General features: G+C 39.4%; 21 protein-coding genes and 1 rRNA gene. 11 read left to right on the top strand and 11 right to left on the bottom strand.

Annotated features, from left to right (window positions below; translation table 11 throughout):
- From IQ226_RS11365 to IQ226_RS11355, 3 genes are all read right to left on the bottom strand, one after another.
- Nucleotides 1-126, bottom strand: a 16S ribosomal RNA gene (locus IQ226_RS11365); the annotation flags it as partial.
- Nucleotides 127-404: 278 nt separating this feature from the next.
- Nucleotides 405-1,064 carry a tRNA (adenosine(37)-N6)-threonylcarbamoyltransferase complex dimerization subunit type 1 TsaB gene (tsaB, locus tag IQ226_RS11360; protein ID WP_193895428.1) on the bottom strand — a complete coding sequence of 220 codons (660 nt, stop codon included), beginning with the start codon at nucleotides 1,062-1,064 and terminating at the stop codon, nucleotides 405-407.
- Between the two features lie 254 nt (nucleotides 1,065-1,318).
- Entirely contained in the window at nucleotides 1,319-1,567 is a 249-nt protein-coding gene (locus IQ226_RS11355) for a Ycf34 family protein (protein WP_193895427.1), read from the bottom strand.
- 86 nt (nucleotides 1,568-1,653) lie between these two features.
- Here IQ226_RS11355 and IQ226_RS11350 point away from each other — a divergent pair, with 86 nt between their 5' ends.
- From IQ226_RS11350 to IQ226_RS11340, 3 genes are all read left to right on the top strand, one after another.
- Nucleotides 1,654-2,925 (top strand): CCA tRNA nucleotidyltransferase, encoded by a 1,272-nt coding sequence (locus IQ226_RS11350; protein ID WP_370567121.1) that lies wholly within the window; start codon nucleotides 1,654-1,656, stop codon nucleotides 2,923-2,925.
- 47 nt (nucleotides 2,926-2,972) lie between these two features.
- Nucleotides 2,973-3,770, top strand: coding sequence for a Tab2/Atab2 family RNA-binding protein (locus IQ226_RS11345; protein ID WP_193895424.1), 798 nt, complete (start codon nucleotides 2,973-2,975; stop codon nucleotides 3,768-3,770).
- Between the two features lie 240 nt (nucleotides 3,771-4,010).
- Nucleotides 4,011-4,772: a metallophosphoesterase family protein gene (locus IQ226_RS11340; protein WP_193895422.1), complete on the top strand. Its 762-nt coding sequence runs from the start codon at nucleotides 4,011-4,013 to the stop codon at nucleotides 4,770-4,772.
- Here the strand turns inward: IQ226_RS11340 and IQ226_RS11335 are convergent, their stop codons facing one another.
- Nucleotides 4,773-5,636, bottom strand: coding sequence for a M48 family metallopeptidase (locus IQ226_RS11335; protein ID WP_193895421.1), 864 nt, complete (start codon nucleotides 5,634-5,636; stop codon nucleotides 4,773-4,775).
- Between the two features lie 285 nt (nucleotides 5,637-5,921).
- Here IQ226_RS11335 and IQ226_RS11330 point away from each other — a divergent pair, with 285 nt between their 5' ends.
- Entirely contained in the window at nucleotides 5,922-6,455 is a 534-nt protein-coding gene (locus tag IQ226_RS11330; RefSeq protein ID WP_193895419.1) for a DUF4330 domain-containing protein, read from the top strand.
- Between the two features lie 92 nt (nucleotides 6,456-6,547).
- Nucleotides 6,548-7,303: an armadillo-type fold-containing protein gene (locus IQ226_RS11325; protein WP_193895417.1), complete on the top strand. Its 756-nt coding sequence runs from the start codon at nucleotides 6,548-6,550 to the stop codon at nucleotides 7,301-7,303.
- Nucleotides 7,304-7,395: 92 nt separating this feature from the next.
- Here the strand turns inward: IQ226_RS11325 and IQ226_RS11320 are convergent, their stop codons facing one another.
- A complete protein-coding gene (locus tag IQ226_RS11320; RefSeq protein WP_193895431.1) occupies nucleotides 7,396-8,073 on the bottom strand; it encodes a glycoside hydrolase family protein in 678 nt (225 codons plus the stop codon).
- Between the two features lie 330 nt (nucleotides 8,074-8,403).
- Between IQ226_RS11320 and IQ226_RS11315 the strand changes: the two genes are divergently transcribed.
- The 3 genes from IQ226_RS11315 (at nucleotide 8,404) to IQ226_RS11305 (ending at nucleotide 10,921) form a co-directional block, all read left to right on the top strand.
- A complete protein-coding gene (locus IQ226_RS11315) occupies nucleotides 8,404-9,018 on the top strand; it encodes a DUF1997 domain-containing protein (protein WP_193895415.1) in 615 nt (204 codons plus the stop codon).
- A 172-nt stretch (nucleotides 9,019-9,190) separates the two neighbouring features.
- Complete coding sequence (locus IQ226_RS11310) at nucleotides 9,191-9,955, top strand: Uma2 family endonuclease (protein ID WP_193895413.1); 765 nt, start codon at nucleotides 9,191-9,193, stop codon at nucleotides 9,953-9,955.
- A 150-nt stretch (nucleotides 9,956-10,105) separates the two neighbouring features.
- Nucleotides 10,106-10,921: a Uma2 family endonuclease gene (locus IQ226_RS11305; protein WP_193895411.1), complete on the top strand. Its 816-nt coding sequence runs from the start codon at nucleotides 10,106-10,108 to the stop codon at nucleotides 10,919-10,921.
- A gap of 185 nt (nucleotides 10,922-11,106) precedes the next feature.
- Here the strand turns inward: IQ226_RS11305 and IQ226_RS11300 are convergent, their stop codons facing one another.
- Entirely contained in the window at nucleotides 11,107-11,577 is a 471-nt protein-coding gene (locus IQ226_RS11300; protein ID WP_193895409.1) for a DUF4079 domain-containing protein, read from the bottom strand.
- A 136-nt stretch (nucleotides 11,578-11,713) separates the two neighbouring features.
- Between IQ226_RS11300 and IQ226_RS11295 the strand changes: the two genes are divergently transcribed.
- Nucleotides 11,714-12,997 (top strand): ankyrin repeat domain-containing protein, encoded by a 1,284-nt coding sequence (locus IQ226_RS11295; RefSeq protein ID WP_193895407.1) that lies wholly within the window; start codon nucleotides 11,714-11,716, stop codon nucleotides 12,995-12,997.
- Nucleotides 12,998-13,061: 64 nt separating this feature from the next.
- On the opposite strand, the gene queD is transcribed toward IQ226_RS11295, so the two are convergent.
- The 3 genes from queD to IQ226_RS11280 form a co-directional block, all read right to left on the bottom strand.
- Nucleotides 13,062-13,493 (bottom strand): 6-carboxytetrahydropterin synthase QueD, encoded by a 432-nt coding sequence (gene queD, locus IQ226_RS11290; protein WP_053537665.1) that lies wholly within the window; start codon nucleotides 13,491-13,493, stop codon nucleotides 13,062-13,064.
- Nucleotides 13,490-14,116, bottom strand: a complete 627-nt coding sequence (locus IQ226_RS11285) for a 7-carboxy-7-deazaguanine synthase QueE (RefSeq protein ID WP_193895406.1) — start codon at nucleotides 14,114-14,116, stop codon at nucleotides 13,490-13,492. Before IQ226_RS11285 ends, queD begins: the two co-directional genes overlap by 4 nt.
- 959 nt (nucleotides 14,117-15,075) lie before the next feature.
- The gene (locus IQ226_RS11280) at nucleotides 15,076-15,819 is read right to left on the bottom strand and encodes a response regulator transcription factor (protein ID WP_193895404.1); all 744 of its coding nucleotides are present in this window, start codon (nucleotides 15,817-15,819) and stop codon (nucleotides 15,076-15,078) included.
- A gap of 246 nt (nucleotides 15,820-16,065) precedes the next feature.
- Between IQ226_RS11280 and IQ226_RS11275 the strand changes: the two genes are divergently transcribed.
- Together IQ226_RS11275 and hetI are read left to right on the top strand one after the other, a co-directional pair.
- The gene (locus tag IQ226_RS11275; RefSeq protein ID WP_193895402.1) at nucleotides 16,066-17,100 is read left to right on the top strand and encodes a YheT family hydrolase; all 1,035 of its coding nucleotides are present in this window, start codon (nucleotides 16,066-16,068) and stop codon (nucleotides 17,098-17,100) included.
- A 90-nt stretch (nucleotides 17,101-17,190) separates the two neighbouring features.
- A complete protein-coding gene (gene hetI, locus IQ226_RS11270) occupies nucleotides 17,191-17,919 on the top strand; it encodes a 4'-phosphopantetheinyl transferase HetI (RefSeq protein ID WP_193895400.1) in 729 nt (242 codons plus the stop codon).
- 579 nt (nucleotides 17,920-18,498) lie between these two features.
- On the opposite strand, the gene IQ226_RS11265 is transcribed toward hetI, so the two are convergent.
- Both IQ226_RS11265 and IQ226_RS11260 read right to left on the bottom strand, forming a co-directional pair.
- The gene (locus tag IQ226_RS11265) at nucleotides 18,499-18,720 is read right to left on the bottom strand and encodes a ferredoxin-thioredoxin reductase variable chain (RefSeq protein WP_193895398.1); all 222 of its coding nucleotides are present in this window, start codon (nucleotides 18,718-18,720) and stop codon (nucleotides 18,499-18,501) included.
- 209 nt (nucleotides 18,721-18,929) lie between these two features.
- Nucleotides 18,930-20,849 (bottom strand): protein phosphatase 2C domain-containing protein, encoded by a 1,920-nt coding sequence (locus IQ226_RS11260; protein WP_193895396.1) that lies wholly within the window; start codon nucleotides 20,847-20,849, stop codon nucleotides 18,930-18,932.
- Nucleotides 20,850-20,952: the final 103 nt, after the last annotated feature.

Genomic DNA, 20,952 nt, shown 5'->3' with positions numbered 1-20,952 from the left:
AACCTGAAGGTAGATTCTTACGCGTTACTCACCCGTCCGCCACTATCTCCGAAAAGACCGTTCGACTTGCATGTGTTAAGCATACCGCCAGCGTTCATCCTGAGCCAGGATCAAACTCTCCATTTTGTTTCTTTCGAGTTTGTTGGCTCCGAAATTAGTTAAAATCTCGAATCCTCTGAAAATTATCTTAAAGACGAGGATTGGTTTAATCTATTCTTTCAAAGTATTATTTTTTCTCGGTTCAGTTGCCGGGGTTTGTCTCTCCTCTCGGCACTTATTTAATCTATCAATTCTTTCTATTTCTGTCAAGGGTTTTGCAAAATATTTTTGGGAGGGGGTAAAATCAGGGGGTGATTTTAGGCTAAAGACTTTATATGGCAAGGGTTAACGGGATTTCGATAATTTCAAATATCTACTGGGTGTTGCCCATAATAAGGTAGAGCTTCTGACCAATGGGGATTTTTTCCTTGCTGCCAATCTAAATAGGCTAATTCCAAAATGCTGTTGACGGTGGCTGCTAAGTGAGATGTGGCTGATATTAACTGATTGGTATGCCAATTAGTTAGGGTTTCTTGCCATGCAGACGGGGTGAATAATGTATCTGATAATAGGGCTGTAATGCCCGAATTATCAGGGTTAGGTTGATAAATAGCACCAAAAATTTGTCCCCGTTGTGCTGGCATTTCTACGGCAATTATGGGATGTTGGCAGTTTTTTTGGGATTTATGGGCTTGCCAAGCTACTGCGGCTAGGGTGGAAACTGTAAATACTGGAATGTTTAGCTGTTGTGATAGTGTGCGTGCGGTGACGACTCCGATGCGAGTTCCTGTGAAACCACCAGGTCCTTGGGCTACGGCGATAAGTTCTAGGTCTGCCCAGGTTCGTGGTTTAATTACTTCAACTAGATATTGATGAATGTGACTGGATAGGTCACGCCCTAAGTTCCAAACTTGAGATTGGGGATAGTCTGCAAAGTTGCTAATTGCTAAACCGAGTTCTGGTGTGGTGGTGTGCAATGCTAAAGCGTATTTATCCGGTAAGATATGTTTGATTATGGTTGTCAAGGTAAATGCAAATGTATTTTTCTGCTAAATAATACAGCATAATTCAGAAGTTAAAGGTGAAATCACCTTAATTTTGGGCTTTTACTCTTTTGCCGCTGGAAAATACCAATTAAATGTGATTGAACCACGAAGAAGCGAAGGACACGAATAAAGAAGGAAAGAAAGAGAATAATTGGAAGTTAATGGAGTTTGTCAGAATTTGTGTTGCTGATTTTGGCTGTAAATACTCAGCAACATCTCAGAGTTTAGTCTAATTAGGTGGGGACTAATTCACCTGGACGCAATTTAGACCATTTACCTGTTTCTTGTTTGAAGCTGAGACAACCGACAACATCCCATTCCATTTCAATTATTTCGCCTTGTGTGCGAATATTGACGTTGATGGCAGGTTCGTTGGGGTCAAAATCTGGTGTTTCTGTCAGGTGAGGCTGTTGGTGCTGGGTTTCTACGGCGTTGTAGGTGACGCAGCGGTCTACATAGTGGCAATTCACGCAAATACACATAATAGAACCAACTTTGGGAAGCTTTATAGTTAATGTAGCTTAATGCAAAATAATCGGCATTAGTTACTAGGTTGATTTTTATGACAATGGATAAATTAGTTGCTGCTCGTTTAGCTGCCAAAAATTGGCCTTTTAGTCTGGAATATTTGCCACAACCTGTTTATATGGTGGGTGGTGCGGTACGTGATGCGATTTTGGGTAGGGTTCGGGAATATGTAGATTTAGATTTTATTATTCCAGGGGATGCGGTGAAGGTGGCGAGGAAGATTGCTCAACGTTATCAAGCTGGTTTTGTGTTACTTGATGCTGAAAGAAGAATTGCCCGTGTGGTGTTTCCTGATGCTACGGCTGATTTTGCTCAACAGGAGGGGGAAAGTTTAATTACGGATTTGCATAGAAGGGATTTTACTATTAATGCGATCGCCTATAATCCCCATACTCAAGAAATTATTGATCCATTGGACGGCTGTAAGGATATAGAGTCTGAACTGTTACGGATGATATCACCTGTAAATCTACAAAATGATCCTTTGCGGTTAATGCGGGCTTATCGTCAAGCTGCCCAACTTGGGTTTACTATTGAATCAGCTACTCAAGAAACAATTCGCAGTTTAGCAACCAGTATTAGTCAGGTAGCGGCGGAAAGAGTGCGGGTGGAAATTGGTTATTTACTGGCAAGTTCTCAAGGGACATTTTGGTTAAATACTGCTTGGAAAGATGGTGTTTTGACTAGTTTCTTTAAGAACGCAACTGATAAAAGTTTTATTAAGTTGGCTGCTGTTGATCAAGCTGCTGCTTTAATTAGCCAATGTTGGCAGGAGTTAGGAGAAGAATTAGGCAATTATGTGCGAGAAACTGTGAAAACTTCTTGGTTAACTACTGCTAAACTGGCTTGTCTTGTGGACTTAAACCCGGAAATTGCCGAAGTTGAATTACAGGAACTTACCTATAGTCGGGCAGAAATTCGGGCCGTGATAACGGGATTAAGAATGTTTTCGGAAATAAAGGCGATACATAAGCCTTTGCGAAAACAGTATTTTCTGTTTCGGGAAATGGGAATTTTATTTCCGGCTGTGTTGGTATTAGCTTTAGCCAATGATATTGTAGCTAGGGGAATGTTTGACGAAAGTATGCTATTTATATATGAACCTTTAATTAAGCGTTATCTTGACAAAAACGATGTGGTTGCACACCCTATTCCTTTACTCAATGGTAAGGAAATGATGAGGGCGTTAAACATTCCCGCTTCACCACTGGTAGGTGAATTATTAATGGAGGTTGGTGTTGCTCAAGCTGAGGGGAAAATTTCTACAGTAGAAGCAGCGATAGAATTTGCCAGAAATTTAGTCAAAAACTAAATTTGCTATATTCACTTTTGAGTTGTTTAATTTTTATGGAGTAGGGAATGAGTCTGATTTGGCAGGCCGATTTTTATCGTAGTCCGCTACAAAATGTTGAAGGGCAAATGCTATGGGAGTTATTAGTTTGTGATGAAACTCGCAGTTTTGAGTTTACAGCAAGTTGTCTCCAGTCCCAGGCTAATTCTACTTGGCTTGTCCAACAATTACAATTAGCGGGTAAGGACAAGTTACCAGATTTAATTCAAGTATTTCGGCCTCAGTCTTTAAGTTTAATGACAATTGCGGCAAATAATTTAGGAATTCGGGTTGAAGCTACTCGGAGAACTTTGGCTCTAAAACAGTGGTTAGCAGCGAAACAATATCCTGTAATTGTAGATAAACTACCTCCATTACCATTATCGGAAAATCTATGGGGGGAAGAATGGCGGTTTGCGACGATTCCATCGGGTGATATTGTGGATGAGTTTGCAGAACGGCCAATTCCTTTTTTGCAAATACCAGAATTTCTCAAACCAATTAATCTGGGTTTGGCTTCAACAGTACCTATACCTGGTGTAGTGATTTATGGTGGGAGAAAATCTATGCGGTTGGCGCAATGGTTAAAGGAAAGTCAGCCCGTTTCATTAAACTACATCGCTGGTGCGCCTGATGGGTTAGTATTAGAAGCTGGTTTAGTAGATAGGTGGGTGTTGGCGACTTTTACTGATGAGGAGGTGACTGCTGCGGGTAAATTGTATCAAGAGAGAAAACAACTAAGTCGGGGATTGCATTTTTTATTGGTGCAACCAGATGATTCGGGAATGACTTATAGTGGTTTATGGTTATTGCAAGATGAAGATTAAAAACTGATGCTTGTTATATTTTGTTGCTGAGGACAAGCCTACTGAAGTATGAAAATTGATGTATAATCAGAGTCCTGGGTGTTAGTAATTATTTATATGGGAACTTGGCAAGTTAACCAAATGTCTGCATAATTATTAAAGAAATCATAACTTAGTCAAGTTTTCTTGACCTTTTAAACGAAATTAGATCAATAAACGTGTAGTCGAGATATTCAGTTAATTCATGTAAGCTAGAAGCAAATGAGCGAAATTAGTCAACGCAGGGTTGTTATTGGTGATGTACATGGACACTATGAATGTTTGATGTTGCTGTTGGAGAAAATAGCCCCCACATCAGAGGATCAAGTATATTTTTTGGGAGACTTAATTGATCGTGGTCCAAAAAGTGCCGATGTTGTTGAGTTTGTTAAAGAAAATGATTACCATTGTTTGCTAGGTAATCATGAGCAGATGTTATTGAATATAATGACTGGTAAGAATGGTGCGTCTACAAATATGCAAACGTGGTTATATAGTGGAGGACAGGCTACCATTGCTAGTTACCAATCGGCAACAATTCCGAAACAACATCTAGATTGGTTTGAGAGTTTACCCACATATTTAGATTTGGGAGATGTTTGGTTAACTCACGCAGGTGTTGATCCAAAAAAGAGTGTGCAAGAACAGACGGCGGAAGAACTATGCTGGATTAGGGATGAGTTCCATCGGATAGAGCAACCATATTTTGCAGATAAGTTGATTATAGTTGGTCATACTATAACTTTTACTTTACCCGGTGTGGCTCCTGGTAATTTGGCGCAGGGGCAGGGATGGTTAGATATTGATACTGGTGCTTATCATCCCCGTAGTGGTTGGTTGACGGGGCTGGATATTACGAATAAGTTGGTTTATCAGGCCAATGTGTTCAATAGGTCTGTACGGACTATGGTCTGGGAAGAGGTAATGACAATTGTGCAGCCACAAGAGTTCGCAGGTAGCCGCCGTCATAGAAAACGAGAATAATTATGGCAAAAATGCTCTCATTTTGCTTTGATAAACGGGATTATCTAAGCCATAGTTTTGACGGCTGGGTTGATTGTTAATCTGATTTTGCAGAGAGATTACGCGATCGCTGGCTCCTGGATGTGTACTTAAAAATGCAGGTACGGAACTACTTCCTTGTAGCTTTTTCATGAAAGAAACCATTGCTGACTGAGCATAACCAGTGCGGGTGATGTTTGCTAATCCTCTTTTATCAGCATCAAATTCGTCCTGGCGACTACGGGGAAGATTCAGGGCGAGTTGCACACCAATGCCTACGGCTTTACTTTTATCTAAACCTGATACTGAAGCTACACCACTAGCTATAGCTCGTTGTCTCATTTGTTTAATTAAATGTTTGCCTTCGATATGTCCCATCTCATGAGCTAATACACTGGCAAATTCGGCTTCATTGTCTGCTGTTTTTAACAAACCTGTATTCACATAAATAAAACCACCGGCGGTTGCAAAGGCATTAACAGCAGGATCTTCGACTACTTGAAAAGTATAAGGAATGTTTGGACGAGTGCTATTAGCTGCTAAACGTCTACCGATTTGTTCAACATAACTGTTTAGTTGTGAATTACGAGAAATTCTGACTTCTTGCTGTATTTCTTGGTTCATTTGCTGACCCAGATCAACTTCCTGGCGATCAGATATATTAGATAGGTTCAATATTTGGGTGACTTGTGGGACTATACGGATCAGATCGCCAAAACCTATAGCTTTACTTAATAATGGTGTACCTAAGCAAATCATCACAGCAACACTTACAGAAATGAACGGATACAAACAGCGCCGCTGCCACAAACGATAATTTGTCCAAATTCCTTGCGAGTTAATCATGATTCAGTTATATGAGATTGGTGTAACAACTTAAAATCAGAGGACGAATTTTCAGGTTACTAAGTTGCATTTTCAACTCCAGATAGGGCAAATAGTCAATTCAAATAACTTACTGCTACTATGATCCTGAAGCTCCTGCAATCATGATAAACTGTCGCATAACCATAATGTCTAGTTTCTGTCAATTCTGATGCAGTGATCAAGATTGTGAATCACTGGAAAAAACTTGTCAGTACGATCAATTACTTAGCTGAAAACTCAACTGCAACTTATCCAAACCTGATTATGGCTATTTTAGATTCTAAAGGTCGCTTGTTCGGTAAAATTAACCTATTAGATTTAGGGGCTGCATTAGTAATTTTGCTGGTGATAGTGGGTATCTTTATTTTCCCTGGTACTTCTGGGTCTGTGGCTCAAGTCGGTGCGAAAACAGTACCCATTGAGGTAGACTTACTGGTACGTGGACTGAATATTCGTAATCCTCAACAATTAATTAAAGAAGGATTTACAAAAGGTGGTAAAACTAATGTGATTATCCGTAATCAACCCTATGGTCAGATTGGGATTAAATCGGTTGAGCAGTTAGAGAGAACACTGACAATTGGTCAACCAGATGGTTCTGTGAAAGAATTACCAGATCCCAGAAAAATTAACTTTAGTACGGATTTTCTCCTGACTTTAGAAGGAAAAGCTACAGTTACTAAGGATGGGCCTGTTCTTGGTAATAGCAAAGTGAAAATTGGAATGCCTTTTGAATTAGAAGGTTTTAACTATAACTTTAATGCGTCTGTAATTGATATTCGATTGCAGGATAAATAGCATTTGGTTTAAGGGTGAAATTCTCCTGATTTCATCCTCGAAATTGGTAAAAACTATCTATTTATAATTTTGTAATCAAGTAGGTAAATACTGTGGCACAGGCTTCGTCTTCTTGGCGACAATTGATGAATCAAGTTTCAGAAATTCAGATCAAGATTCCCAAACATCAGGTTTTTAAACATTTCTCTGAACCTGGTGTTTTGTTGGGATTATTGACAATTATTGTGGCTATGCTACTTTGGAGTTGGCAATTGCTGTTAGCTCTGGTGGTGGGTATTGGAATGATGGTATTTACTTATTCAGTGCAAAAATGGAATTGGCAATTGCGCTGGTTAGAAATACGTAAGTTGATGAGTAGCACTAATAGTAGGTTAGCTTATGCGATCGCTAGTGGTGGTATTGCGACTGTGATAACTTACATGGCTTCAGCTATTTGGGTTGATGCTCCTAGTCATTGGTTGGCTGCTGGTGCTATTGTTCAAGGTTTGGGAACGCTATTAACTTTAATTTTGCTGGTGTGGCAAATATTCAGTTTTCAAGGAAATCGAGAGGAAGATTATCTTGATAAATTATTGAACAATTTAACGGCAAAGGATTCTTTAAAACGTTTGCTTTCTATCCGTCAACTCAATAAACTGATTACCCGTCAGCAAGTTGATACAGCAATGCAGGAAGATATTGGGGAATGTTTACAACTATTACTGAGCCAGGAACAAGAAGTAGTGATTCGGGAAGCTGCTTTGGATTGTTGGCAAAATTTAACTGGGTTGCAAGTGCTAAAGCCTATTCAGGCAAAGGTATTTATGCCTGTATCAGCTAAAGTGAAGAGCAAAGTTATTGTAAATTGAGCTAATTGTTCTAAGCTATCGCGTATTTAAATTACTGGTTGAGATGAGGGAACAGGGAACAGGGAACAGGGAACAGGGAAGAGTTTGATGACTTATCTTGTCCTTTTAGTTTGGTTATTTTGCTTGAATTCTTCTTTGAGGACTTGCTGGTAAATTTTGGGTAAGGAACTACTAACAGAATTATTTTCTATCCCGTATCCTAAACTTGTCCATGTGGGGGAGAGTTTTCGGAGAACGTCATTTAATTTTTGTTGCTGTAATAGCTTAGGGATATTTACACCCCAAACTTTTGCATCATTTAACCAACGGTAAACTACGACATCCTGATATTCGGCTTCAAAACTATAATTAGTCCAAAACATCATTTTGGTGGGGTTTGGATGATAACGGGGAGCAATGTGATACCACGTAGTATTAATAATTTGATATCTACCTGCGGCTGTGGAACAGTTGCCTGTATTCGGACCTGTGACTATGGTGACACATTTTTGAGGATGACGGCTGAGATCATTAACTTGTTCACCACCATATAAGAGAGAGTAGGGACGATTACCACTGGCTTCGCTGGCGGATATTGTTCGCATTAATGCCCGAATATAAGGGTCTCCACCTTTCATGACTAGGGGAGGCTGTTTTCTGGTAAATATAGGTTCGGGGGATAATTGTATATCCCCAAAAATATACCACTGAAACAGGTACACAAAGCCCAAAAGTGAGGCGATGGGAGCGATGAGTTTTTCTACACCTTTAAGTTCAAAGTTTTTCAGAATTTAACTCCTTGTAGTTGTTTCTTGGGACTAATAAGAAAAAGTTAACTTTTTTATTTCAGAAGCTTGATAAGCTCAGTAATACTGCTATGATGACGGTATTTCGGTATTTAGCTACAATATCAATTATTGAATGACTGTGAATTGGTGACACCTAAATTTACCATTTTTCTCGTTGTTGACTGACTGTACATAATCAGTTCATGCTGTTTGTGTAAAGTTAATGACAACTTGTTGAAATTTTTGTGAACATTGAATTTTGGTGCGAAAAAGCTTCCCTGAAGCGGGAATGATGAATATAGACAAACTTTAAAATATACAAAAAACAAATTTATGGTTACAAACAATAGTAAATACCAAGCATGGGAAGTAGCAGATGAGACTGAAAAACAAGAAGCTTATCTAAGTGCAGCTAAATTTTATGGTAATTATCAAGATGCTATGAAAATGTATGCTCCGGTGGAGCAGGTAGAGGAGTATTTTAATACTCACTCTTCCTGGTTTGGTCGTTGTGCAGAACCGATGAAGGTGAGCCGGATAGGGGAAAATAGTTATGCTTTGGCGGTGGGTAAGTTTGGTGCTTTTGGTTACGATGTAGAACCGAAGATTGGCTTGGAGTTATTAAAATACCAAGATCATCAATTCCAAATCCGAACTATTCCGGTACCTGATTATCAGTCACCTGGTTATGAGGTAGATTATAAATCATCAACACGATTGATAGGTAATTTAGATGGGGTGACGCGGGTAGAATGGGAGTTGGATTTGGTGGTTGAGTTGCAGTTTCCCAGATTTATTCAGCGATTACCCTATTCGTTAATTCAGTCTACAGGCGATCGCATCCTGAATCAAATTGTCCGTCAAGTTTCCCGTCGTCTCACACACAAGGTACAAAGAGATTTTCATCAATCTCTGAATATACCTTTTCCGCACAAGAAACACAGGTAATAACAGTCTAAGGTATTGTTATCAGTGGGTTAATTTCCAAAAAAGATTTAGATGTAGCATCAATGGTTAAAGTATTGGGATTAGCTGGGTTGCCATTAAGGAGTAATTTCCCGCAGAGGCGATCGCTAAATGAGTTAATATGATAGGAGCGAAAGTAACAGGCCAAAAAGCTATGGTTACAAGATCTTATGAATATCAAAATCTGCCCACAGCAGAAGACTTACCCGACAGCGACGAAACCCCAGTGGATAATGAACTCCAAAATGATATTCCCAATCTATTGTTAAATTTATTGAAATGGATTTGGGGCGATCGCCAAGATTGGTTCTGGGGAGTAGATATGTGTGTTTACTATGAACCAAACACAGAAGAACCAGCAAAATCTAAATCAATTGTTCCCGATGGATTTTTAGCTTTAGGAGTGGAGAGAGTCAAAAATGAAGGGGGTAGATTAAGTTATTTATTATGGGAAGAAAAAGTATTACCAATTTTGGTATTAGAAGTAGTTTCTCATAAATATAATGGCGAATATGATAGCAAGTTGTTAGAGTACCAAGATTTAGGGATTTTATATTATTTGATTTACAATCCCTTGAGTGGAAGAAGAGGATTGTATAAAAAATATCAGTCTTTAGAAGTTTATAAATTGGTAGATAGCAAGTATGAATTAGTCCCATCGGTTGCTCTGTTACCAGGAATTGGTTGTGAGCAGGGAAATCAAGGCGGTTGGCAACGAGAGTGGGTTTATTGGTATGATCGCTCTGGGATGAGGTATCCCACTGCTGAGGAACAGGCTGACAATGCTCAAGAATTGATTCAACAAGAACGTGCTGCTAAAGAAGAAGCTGAAGCGATCGCTCTTCAAGAACGACAACAAAAGGAAAAACTGGCAGGGTACCTGAAAACCTTGGGTATTAATCCTGACGAAATCCCATAGATGTCTTGAAAAAAAGCGCTCTCTACTTGCTTCAATAAGATGGGATCTACTTGCAGCAGTGCTTACGCTATTGCTTTTTGTCACATCGTAGAAATTTGCGGTTAGGACTATGTTAAACTAAGAAAAACAAATTAAGGCGATGAAGTTGCTATGGTATTAACAAAACCAATCATTGCACCACCAACTACATCTGAACACGATCAAATCACACTCCCCGACCATACACAACTGCCAGATTCAGATGGAACTTTTGTGAAAAATTTTCAGGAACTACCCCAAAGTATAATTCTCACAACTTCTATAGAACCAATTTTACAAAAACTACACCCTGACGGACGATATTGTATTGGACAGGATAGCGGTATTTATTGGCGAATCACAGAACCACCAGTTAGAGGCGCAGAAGCGCCGGATTGGTTTTATGTTCCCCATGTTTCTCCTTTATTAGCAGGAGTATATCGTCGTTCTTATGTAATGTGGAAGGAAATTGTTGCTCCATTAATTGCCATTGAATTTGTCTCTGGTGATGGTTCAGAAGAAAGAGACAGGACATCATTATATGATATTGATGAACAAACTGGAGAACCAAAGAAAGCTGGTAAATTTTGGGTATATGAACAAGCAATTCGCATTCCTTTTTATGCTATTTACGAGGTAGAAAAATCATCGGTTGAGGTCTATCATCTTGTAGATGGTAAGTATGAGAAAATGCCAGCTAATGAACGAGGGCATTATCCGATTCCACCAATGGGGGTGGAGTTGGGGGTTCAACAAGATACGGAAATACCCTGGTTACGTTGGTGGACTGGAGATGGTGAGATGTTGTTGACTGGCAATGAACGAGCGGATGAGCAACAGCGAAGGGCAGATGAGGAACAGCGAAGGGCAGACCAGGAGCGCCAACAAAAAGAAAAATTAGCGGCTTATCTAAAATCTATCGGTGTTAATCCTGATGAAATTCCGTAGAGGATGTTTTAAAAGTTGATGGCGACTAGAAGTCGCTACTACACAAGCAAAGTCCACCTACGTGGACTAATGAGAAATCAAAGGTTTCAAACCCACGCAGGTGGGTTTCGTCTGTATAGCCGCGACTTCTAGTCGCCAGGGTTGGTTATCTAAGGACTGACAACGAACAACTGACAACTGACAATCTAAGCTTTCGTGAGAATTCTTTGGATGATTTCGACACCAGAGAGTGCTTGCCAGATGAAAAGCCCCAAAATGGCAGAATTTAACAATATATGAGTTATCCGCGCCCAATTTGCGCCTTTTTGCATGAAAGGAGATAGAGATGCGGAAAAAGCTATTAAACCTGTCATTCCTAATCCGGCTAATAGATGGGGTCCGACAAACAACTTACCATTATTAATGTAGGTGACAGCCATGCCACCGATTGAACCTGCCACCATCAGAGCTAACATAATAGAGCCAATTTGGTGATGTTTGATGGTATAACGCCCTTTAATTAGTTCTTTCTTTGCTTCTCCCTGAGCATTTCTGGTACGCTGTACTTGTAATCCTAAATATGCAGCATACAAGGAAAGTGCTAATAGTACCCACATAGTAACTGGGTGAGCGAAGTTCAACCAGAATCTGATTGTTGGAGTTAGTTCAAAAGCCATATTTTTTACTTCCAATTATTAAATCTTCATAAAACTTAGCATACATTGATTTTTCTTCCGGAGAAATTTTTCCATCTGGCCAAAGTGTAATCTGGAGTTGGAATCAGTCACATCTACCGAACCAGGATCTAACCAAATGATAGAAAATCAAGGTACTTCGTTGTTGAAGGCTGTGAAAGCTGGGGATATGCAGGGAGTATTTACGCTGCTGTCCGACGGTGCTAATGTGGATATTAGCGATATAAATGGAACTACAGCATTGATGTTTGCGGCGAATTTAGGTTATGCAGAAATTGTGCGATCGCTCTTGGATGCCGGTGCTAACATTAACTTAACCAGAAAAACCTATAATTTAACAGCACTAATGCTGGCTGCTAGTGCTAATCAAATAGATGTTGTCAAATTGTTAGTCTCTCAAGGAGCAAATGTCAATGCTACCAACGATGATGGTAGTACCGCGTTAATGATAGCAGCACTGAAAGGTCATCTTGAGATTGTACAAATTTTATTAGCCGCCGCTGCTGACATCAGCATTACCGACAAAGATGATGATACCGCGTTCAAACTGGCCATAAAACACAAACATCCAACAGTAGTTAAAGCATTATCACAAAATAACCATATTGTCAATAGCCAAGATCCAGAAGGTGATACAGGATTAATCATGGCCGCAGATTTAGGCTATTTAGAAATAGTCCAAGCATTGTTATCATCTGGTGCTGATGTTAACATTAAAAACGTTGATCATGGAACAGCATTATTAGCAGCCACAGCAACGGGAAATACTGCTATTATCACCGCTTTATTAGATGCGGGTGCGGAAATTAATCATCAAGATAAAGAAGGTGAAACAGCCTTACATCTTGCCGTTGTCGAAGAATATATAGATGTAGTCAAAATATTAATCCAACGAGGGGCAGATGTGCAAATTAGAAATCATTTGGGAGATACACCCCTACTAATAGCTGCATTCCAGGGATATAGCGACATAGTAGCAGTTTTACTAGACGCAGGAGCAGATATGGAAAAGAAAAACTTCGGCGAAGTTGCGCTTACCTTAGCAGTATCTCAAGGACATTTGCAAACAGTGAAACTATTACTTAAACATGGAGCAGATATTAATAAATTAGCAGATGATGGTAAAACCGCTTTAGTTAAAGCCATAGCTGCCAACTATCCCGAAATATTTCAATTACTATTAGAAACAGGAGCAAATGTGAATCTGCAAAACTCCGTCGGCGCAACTGCTTTAATGTTAGCTGTAGCAGAAGGTTATAGTCAAGCAGTGGCAATGCTATTACAAGCTGGGGCAGATGTCAATTTAAAAAATCAAGGGGGTTACACAGCCTTAATGATTGCCGAATTTAATAATTATCGTGGTATTTGTAATATGTTAAGACAAGCTGGAGCGCAAGAGTGATAGACGTTGAATTATTTAAATATGAATTATTTTCACGCCAAGGTAAGAGTTTTCAAAATTAAATTCAGGGAAGTAAATTTATACTTTCACCAGAATTCAACCAGCCAGATATGCGATTTTTAGAGTATAAGCAAATAGAAGTACAAGTTTCATCAATTCTGACTGCTGTTAACCCTGCTAATCCTGCTTGTTCTAATTTATCATAAATCCAAGCAGCGATCGCCTCACTAGTTGGTGATTCTAAACCCAGAGATTCATTTAAATAATAGTGATCTAAATAATTCTCAAGCAAGGGTTGGAGATATTTTTTAATTTCTGAATAGTCCATGACCATACCCTGTTTAGCACCTTCTGTTACTAATCTATCACCAGCTACATAAACAACTCCACGCCAACTATGTCCATGCAGCCGGGAACATTTACCATCATGGTAAGGCAATTTATGTGCTGCTTCAAAGCGGAATTCTTTAGCTAGTAGCCACTGCTGATTAGTCATTGTACCCCGATATACTTGTGTGTTTGTAAAGATAGTCTATAGTCAGGTTTTTGTTGTAATATCTGGAAAATCAGCGGTAGTGATTTCGACGAACTGTTCCACTCAGGTTGTAAGTAGACAAGCAAATTAGGGTGAGTAGATAGATATTTTTCATAAAAATCAATTTCTCTCCCAGTTTCTATGATTATCTTAACTTCATTAGCTCGACTCCAAAACTGACTTTGCACCGGGTATTTAGCGTTAAGATGTTCTTTGGGAGATAGAGTAATCCAAGCAGCGGGGGAAACTTCTTGCCAAAAAGAGCCTGATGTTTCAATGCTAACCAACTTATCTGCAACTAACAAAGCTTGTACTAATTCCGGTAAATGCTTATGAATAAATGGTTCTCCACCAGTTATTACCACTCTGGGAGATTTTATTTCCCCTAGAAGTTCAGCAATAGGACGTTCTATTCGGGGTAAATTTGCTCTTGGGTCAGCATAACCCGTATCACACCAAGGACAAGCAACTGGACAACCAGATAAGCGAATAAAGTCTACTAAGCAACCAGTCCAGTATCCTTCTCCCTGAACCGTACTTTGAAAAGTTTCATGAATTGGTAGCTTGATTTCTAAAGACGACATTTTTTAAATCCATAACCTCTTTGACTACCAGCTTGCCATAGAAAAAGTAAAAATCTCTAGGACTTACGCAAGAGTTGTAGGGGGCTTTACTACTGCGTAAATCCTGCAAATAAACAGATTGTTACGTGAGTTCGGAGTTCGGAGTTTCTCCTTCGGAGACGCTACGCGAACGGAGTTATGATTTTTTCAACGAGAGAATAAGGGCTTGAGACTCCTACGTGGGGTGGGTTTTCCACAAATTATCGTTATGTCGAACTCACGTATTGTTGATATCTGACGCACCCTACCAATGTGCCAATTGCGTAAGTCATGCTCTTTTTATTGTATGGGGTTTTTATGTAAAATTTATACTTTACTTAAGTAAATATTGCTGGATTTAAGAATAATTAATCAGATAAGATTTTGATAAAAATCAACGATTTACAAATTATTAAAAAAGAGAAACATCAAGATGAAATTTTTAGACGACAAGGGTAGAAAGAAGTAAATTTATCTTTCACCGTTACCTTGTTTCTGCCTTGATGTTTCCTACTGTGCTAGATTTAAACAATATACATTTTTTTATGTTGAGGAGAAGTATTGGAATTATCAATTTTTATGTAATAAAAACTACGTAGATGATAAATGAATCTCTCTTAGGTGTGGTTTTTTGAGCATTTGTGGCACTTTCGAGTAATCTTGAAGAAAAAATTAATTTTTTTAATCATGCCTTTAGGGTGTAGTGCGTAAGCACAATATACCTTGAAGTTATTTCTTATCAGAATCAAGAATAAACGGTTAAATGCAGTAAAAGATAATCCTCCTTTTCCTTCTATTTGACATGAAAATATTGGCGGTAATATTTCTGCATTACCCTATTCTTGGTTGGGAGAGCGATCGCCTGAGTAATCTATACTTAGGGCTTGCTGAATAAAGCTAAAATTGTTCCCTGTCCCCTGTTCCCTGTCCCCCGTTCCCTGTTACTCAACTACTGTAGCCATAGTTTCCTCCATTCCCGGAGGTAGACTAGGTAATTCCAGACAATATCCTGCACCGTAAACGGTTTTAATGTAGCGTGGATGACGAGGATCAGGTTCGAGTTTAGTTCTCAAGTGGCGAATATGCACGCGAATAGTTTCAATGTCATCATCAGGATCATAACCCCAGACTTCTCTAAGGATTTCGCTAGGGGAAACAGTTTGTCCATGACGTTGCAGCAAACAGTGGAGTAACTCAAACTCTAAATGAGTCAGTTTCACCGTTGCTTTGAACCAGATAGCCTCAAATCTTTCGGGAACGAGGGTAATCGGTCCATAGTTGAGAATTTCGCTGTGTTTTGCTGCTTGGGGAATCCTGTCAGTGCGTCTCAATAAAGCCCGTACTCGCGCTAACAATTCCTCTAGCTCAAAGGGTTTGGTCAGATAGTCGTCTGCACCAGCATTAAACCCTTCCACTTTGTCATGGGTTTGGCTTAAAGCAGTTAACATCAAGATAGGAATCTCGGCAGTCCGTTCATCCCGACGTAAGCGTTGGCAAACTGTAAATCCATCTACTCTAGGTAACATCAGATCAAGCATAATTAAGTCGGGTTGTAGCTGGAGAGCCAGAGCCTGACCTTTAATGCCATCTTCAGCTTGACTAACATCGTAGCCCGCCATTTCCAAGTTGACGGCAACAAGTTCTGAAATCGCTGGGTCATCGTCTATGACAAGAATCCTCGGCATTCTTAAAAAATTATAACTACTTTATTTAACGATAATTGACTCTCTCCCAACTACCAAAATTTCGCTACGCTGATTTTGGGAAAAAGTTGAGTGAGGGATGATGGGATAATCAAGCAAACCATAAGGCTTTGTTTTCCTTGATATATAAAAAGATTACCATCTTAATTATGAAAAATATGTTAAACCTAATATAAATATTAAAATCAAATCATTGTAAAATATACCACCCCTTATTTATGTATAAATATGTATAAATACGAATATTTACCGCCCTGTTTTTTGCAAAATGGCGTGACCATGACGGCTTATACGGCTTTATGGGCTAATCGGGATTGGGAGAGTAAAATTACTCATCCAGAACCAAAATATCACGAGGTTATCTTCTCTGGGGGTCAGGGTGTACCAATTTTTGGTCAGGTTGCTATTCCTCCCAATGCCCATAGTACGATTGTTGGCACCTATGGTATTACTGGAGAGTTGGACCAGCAATGGTTTTTACGAATTTTGGGACGCAAGGCTTACGCCCAAGGCTATGCTGTGGTGTTATTTGATTGGCGGGCGCATGGTAAAACCGCAGAATTATCACCAACATTGACTTCGGATGGTTTGTATGAGGGGGAAGATTTTGTGAAAATAGCCGAAGCTGCGGCGAAAATGGGTTGTCCTTCACCATTTTGGTTTACAGGCTATTCTTTGGGGGGACAGTTGGCTTTGTGGGGAGTGAAAGCCGCTGTGGATTTAGCACCTAAAGACATTGACATTGCTGGTGGGGCGGTGATTTGTCCAAGTTTGGATTCGCTGCGATCGCTCACCTATTTAGTTAAACACCCTTTTGGTAAATATGTCGAGTCTCGCATTGCTAAGGAATTGAAAAAACTAGCCTGGAAAATCCATGCTGCTTATCCTGAATCTATTCAACCAGAGGCGATTGCAAGGGCTAACAGTATTTGGGGATTTGACGAAGAATTGGTGATTCCCCGTTTGGGTTTTGCAACGGTTGCTGATTATTATCAAGCCAGCAGTGGTTTAGAATTATTACCAAAATTATCTCAACCAACTTTTATTTTATATGCTGCTGATGACCCTTTATTTGATCCGGCTATCATTCCTGATTTAGAAGTTGCTGCTAGAAAAAATCCTGATATAGATTTATTACTGACTCGCTACGGTGGTCATGTTGGTTATGTGAGTAGCAGAAAATGTCAAAATCAATACCAAGATCCTGATCAATGGTGGGCGTGGAATCGTGTTTTAGAGTGGATAGAAGGAGTTAGGAGTTAGGAGTTAGAAAGAAAAAAGAATATACCTAATTTTCCCGGCTATATCAAACATTTTGTCTCCCGGATCTTTACAGTTTAATTATTAGCGATTGTGTTTAATTTGAATTGGCTACCCGCACCTAAAGAATTAGATTTGTTATTAAATGATGTGCATATTTGGCGCATTAATTTAAATTCTGATGAATTACAATTACAATCTTTTCGGGAAACTTTATCTAGTGATGAAATTGCTCGCGCTGAAAGGTTTTATTTTCCTGAACACCGGCAAAGATTTATGGCTGGACGTGGCACTCTCCGCACCATTTTAGGGCAATATTTGGATATTGCCCCTAAACAAGTAGAATTTGAATATCAGCCGCGTGGTAAGCCTTTATTGGCGGCTAAATTTGCTGATCAGGGATTATTATTTAATTTATCTCATTCCCAAGATTTGGCTTTATTGGGGGTAAGCTATCAACATCAAATTGGTGTGGATTTAGAATATATTCGCACTATGTCTGATTTGGAAGGTCTGGCGAAAAGATTCTTTTCTGCTAGAGAATATGAATACCTGCGACTACTTTCTCCCGCCCAACAACAACAAATATTTTTTCGTTATTGGACTTGTAAAGAAGCTTATTTAAAAGCTACAGGAGATGGTTTAGTACAGTTAGAAGAAATTGAAATAGATTTAACACCAAATCAACCTAGTAAATTACTTGTCTCAGGAGATTGGAGTCTCAGAGAATTAACACCAGCAAATAATTTTGCGGCTGCGGTTGTGGTTGCAGGTAGTAATATTCATTTGCATTTTTGGGAATATTTTCCTGATCTCAGTTAATATCTTCCTTTATCCCGTTCTAAATCGAAAATCGCCTTTTCAAGATACCATCGGTCAGACTGTCCAGGGTGTTTGATCATGAGATGGTTGATTAGTCTTTCGGCGGTTGTATTTTCATTATTGAGTTTGCGAAGTAGTTGCTTCCACAACCTCGAATTTTTGTATGTATTGTGGGTATTTTTGGTATAGGTTTTAATCCTTAGTCTCCGTTGAAAAATGTTTTTAATGATCCAAATCGGGTTTTTATTTGGTGAAAATCTAACTCGCCTATAAGCATTTATTACCTGATCAAGTATCAAAAATATTACTCGTAGTCCCAGGAGGAAGAGAATGATCTGGGTGAGTATAAGAATTAGAGGACTCATACTTGACTAAACGAAGACATTGTTGAACTCATCTTTTAGCTTAATATCTTTCTTTCCAGTGACTTAAATCATGTGAAAGCGTATATTAGAAATTTCACGAAAAGGCGAACTGGCAAGTCAGCACCATCGCACACATCAATAATAGAACTAATCCGTGTAGCAATTTGGATTGGCGACACGGTACGGACGGTATTTTTTAATTCCGCCTGTGGTACTAAATGGTTTCTATTTCAAAATCGCGTAAATGGGCTTTAAACTTTTTGCTAAACTGGACTAAAAAAGGAAAGTTGGCACTTACAGGTCTATCATGCCATTGGGTGACAATAGCCACTAATTCCCCTTCTGCATCCTTGATGTCAAAAGCATCACCGCGATGTTCGGGATGATGATAAACTACTACTGATTCTTTAACACGCACGCGATCGCCTATTTTCATAATATATTGTGTATCTAACTTTTGTTGTTCCTAAACCATCTCCACAGCTATTTTGACTGCAAAATTCAGCATGATTTAATGGCAAACCCAATTTTACAACACATTGCGCTATTAAGCTGTAGAACAAACTTGTATATTTCTTATTGAGATGATTGGTAATTGGTAATTAGTAATTGGAATCTTCTTTTCCCCTGCCCCCTGCCCCCTACCTACTCCCTTCCTGGACATAATTCTCGCACCTTTTGCGGAAGTTGTCGGCAGACTTGTGAGAATGATTGGGGTAATAATTGCCACCAAGCAAATAAACTGATTGTGGTACTTCCCAATAATAAAACTAATAATCCTGCTAATAGTACCAAACCTTTACTTCTAGATGGTTTTAGAGGTGCTTCTGTCAGACTTAAATCAAGCAAGGCTTGGGAACTTGCTGTTAAATCTGTTTCTATAGTGGCTGCTATAATTAATGCTTCTGCTTCAGGGACAGCTAGGGGTTGGGGCGGAATAATTTCTGCTGGCGGTGCGGGTATAATTGCCATTGAGGATGGTTTGGCAACCCGGCAAAGAGTTAAGACTACAGATATATTATCTTGGCCATTCTTTTCGTTAGCCAGTTTAATTAATTCCTGGGTAGCGTCTGCTATGTCTAAATCGCCTGTAAGTACGGGAATTGCGTAGTCTTGCCAAGATTGTGCGACTAAATTGCGATCGCTTAAACCATCGGAACACAGCAATAAAATCCCATCTTCCTCTATAATAAATCGTTGAACCGAAAAGTTGAGAAATTCTGCTTCTTTTGTGCCTAATGCTTGGGTTAGGGCTTTGGCTTCTGGGATTTGCAATGCTTGACGATATAAACTTTTCCCTAAACCAACTTCTCGTTTTACCATATCATCGTCCACAGTCAGCAGTTGACAATAATTTTGAGTAATCCAATAAGCACGACTATCACCAACATAGGCTAAATAAAGTTCGTGGGAGTTTTCTAACTGTTCTCTTTTTTGAGGGATTTGCAATGACATAACTAAGGTTGTCGCCATGCGTTCCTTCCCCCGCCGTTTCTGCTCGTCGTTGCGCGACCATACTACATTATTAACGACTCGCAAACAAGACTCTATTTGTTGACATAAGAGGTTAGGAGTTAATAATTCTGTTTGTTCGTCTATTTCTGCCAATAAAGCCCGCATTTGCAATTTGAGAGACTGCAAAGCTAATTGACTGGCAACTTCACCACCTTCATGACCACCAATACCATCACAAATAATTGCTAGTCTTGGTTGTAATTGATCATCTATGTCCCTCGGATGACTAGGATAACAAGCATCTTCATTATGTTTCATGACGGGACCTGGATCTGTCCCCCCGGCTATAGTTAAATATAAAGGTAATTCTATGGCTGTTGTTAATAATAGTTCATTGAGTTGAGTATTAATAATTTCTAAATCATTTTCCGGTTGACACATTAACTCAACTATGCTTTCTAATTTTGAGGAACTGGTGGTTTTTGCACCTGTCACCCAATTGCGCCAAGAATTACCTAAATCTTGTAGAGTCGGTTGCCCTATGTTTTGATGCAGTTCTAATAAGCGAATACACCAACCTTGCACACATAAATTATCTGCTAATAGTAAACTTTGGGCAACTCCCAATGCTGATAAGGGTGTCCACAATTGGAGAATTTGCCATAACCAGTAAATTTGTCTGACGGGAGATGCTTGTTCCCAGGAGTCGGTAATTGTCGGGTAAATACAACCGGTTTCATCTATGGGGGCATTTTCTAGTAAAAGAATATCACCTTCTACTGCCGCTAAGGAGGTAAAACCATAGGCTTGGGGTATATGCAAATGTTCTGAGTATAAGCTTAGGTAGGGAATAACAATATTTGGTAGTTCTGCGGGGATTTCTGGTAATAGTGCCGGTTGGGTATCTAGCCAAATTTGGGGTTTGATGACTTCATATCTGTCTGCTACCTTGGTTTCTGGGGAAATTTCTGCGGCTTGGTTGCCAGTTGCCCAGAGATAGCGGTAAATTAGGGGAGTGTGACAGCGATCGCAAATCGTATTTCCGAAGGAGTTCAAAGGCTGATCACATTCGGGATTTGGGCAATTAATCACTCGTTGGGTAGAAAACATAATTAACATCAGGATTAGTTTTTTCTGTAAAGATTCACTGTATTGGTGTATCTAATGCCCAGCTAAGATGAAACTGCATTGAATTAAGATTTGTTCCCTATTC

This window comes from Dolichospermum sp. LEGE 00240, from assembly GCF_015207875.1.
Taxonomy (GTDB): Bacteria; Cyanobacteriota; Cyanobacteriia; order Cyanobacteriales; family Nostocaceae; genus Dolichospermum; species Dolichospermum gracile.
This window is presented reverse-complemented; position numbering and strand designations above follow the sequence as displayed.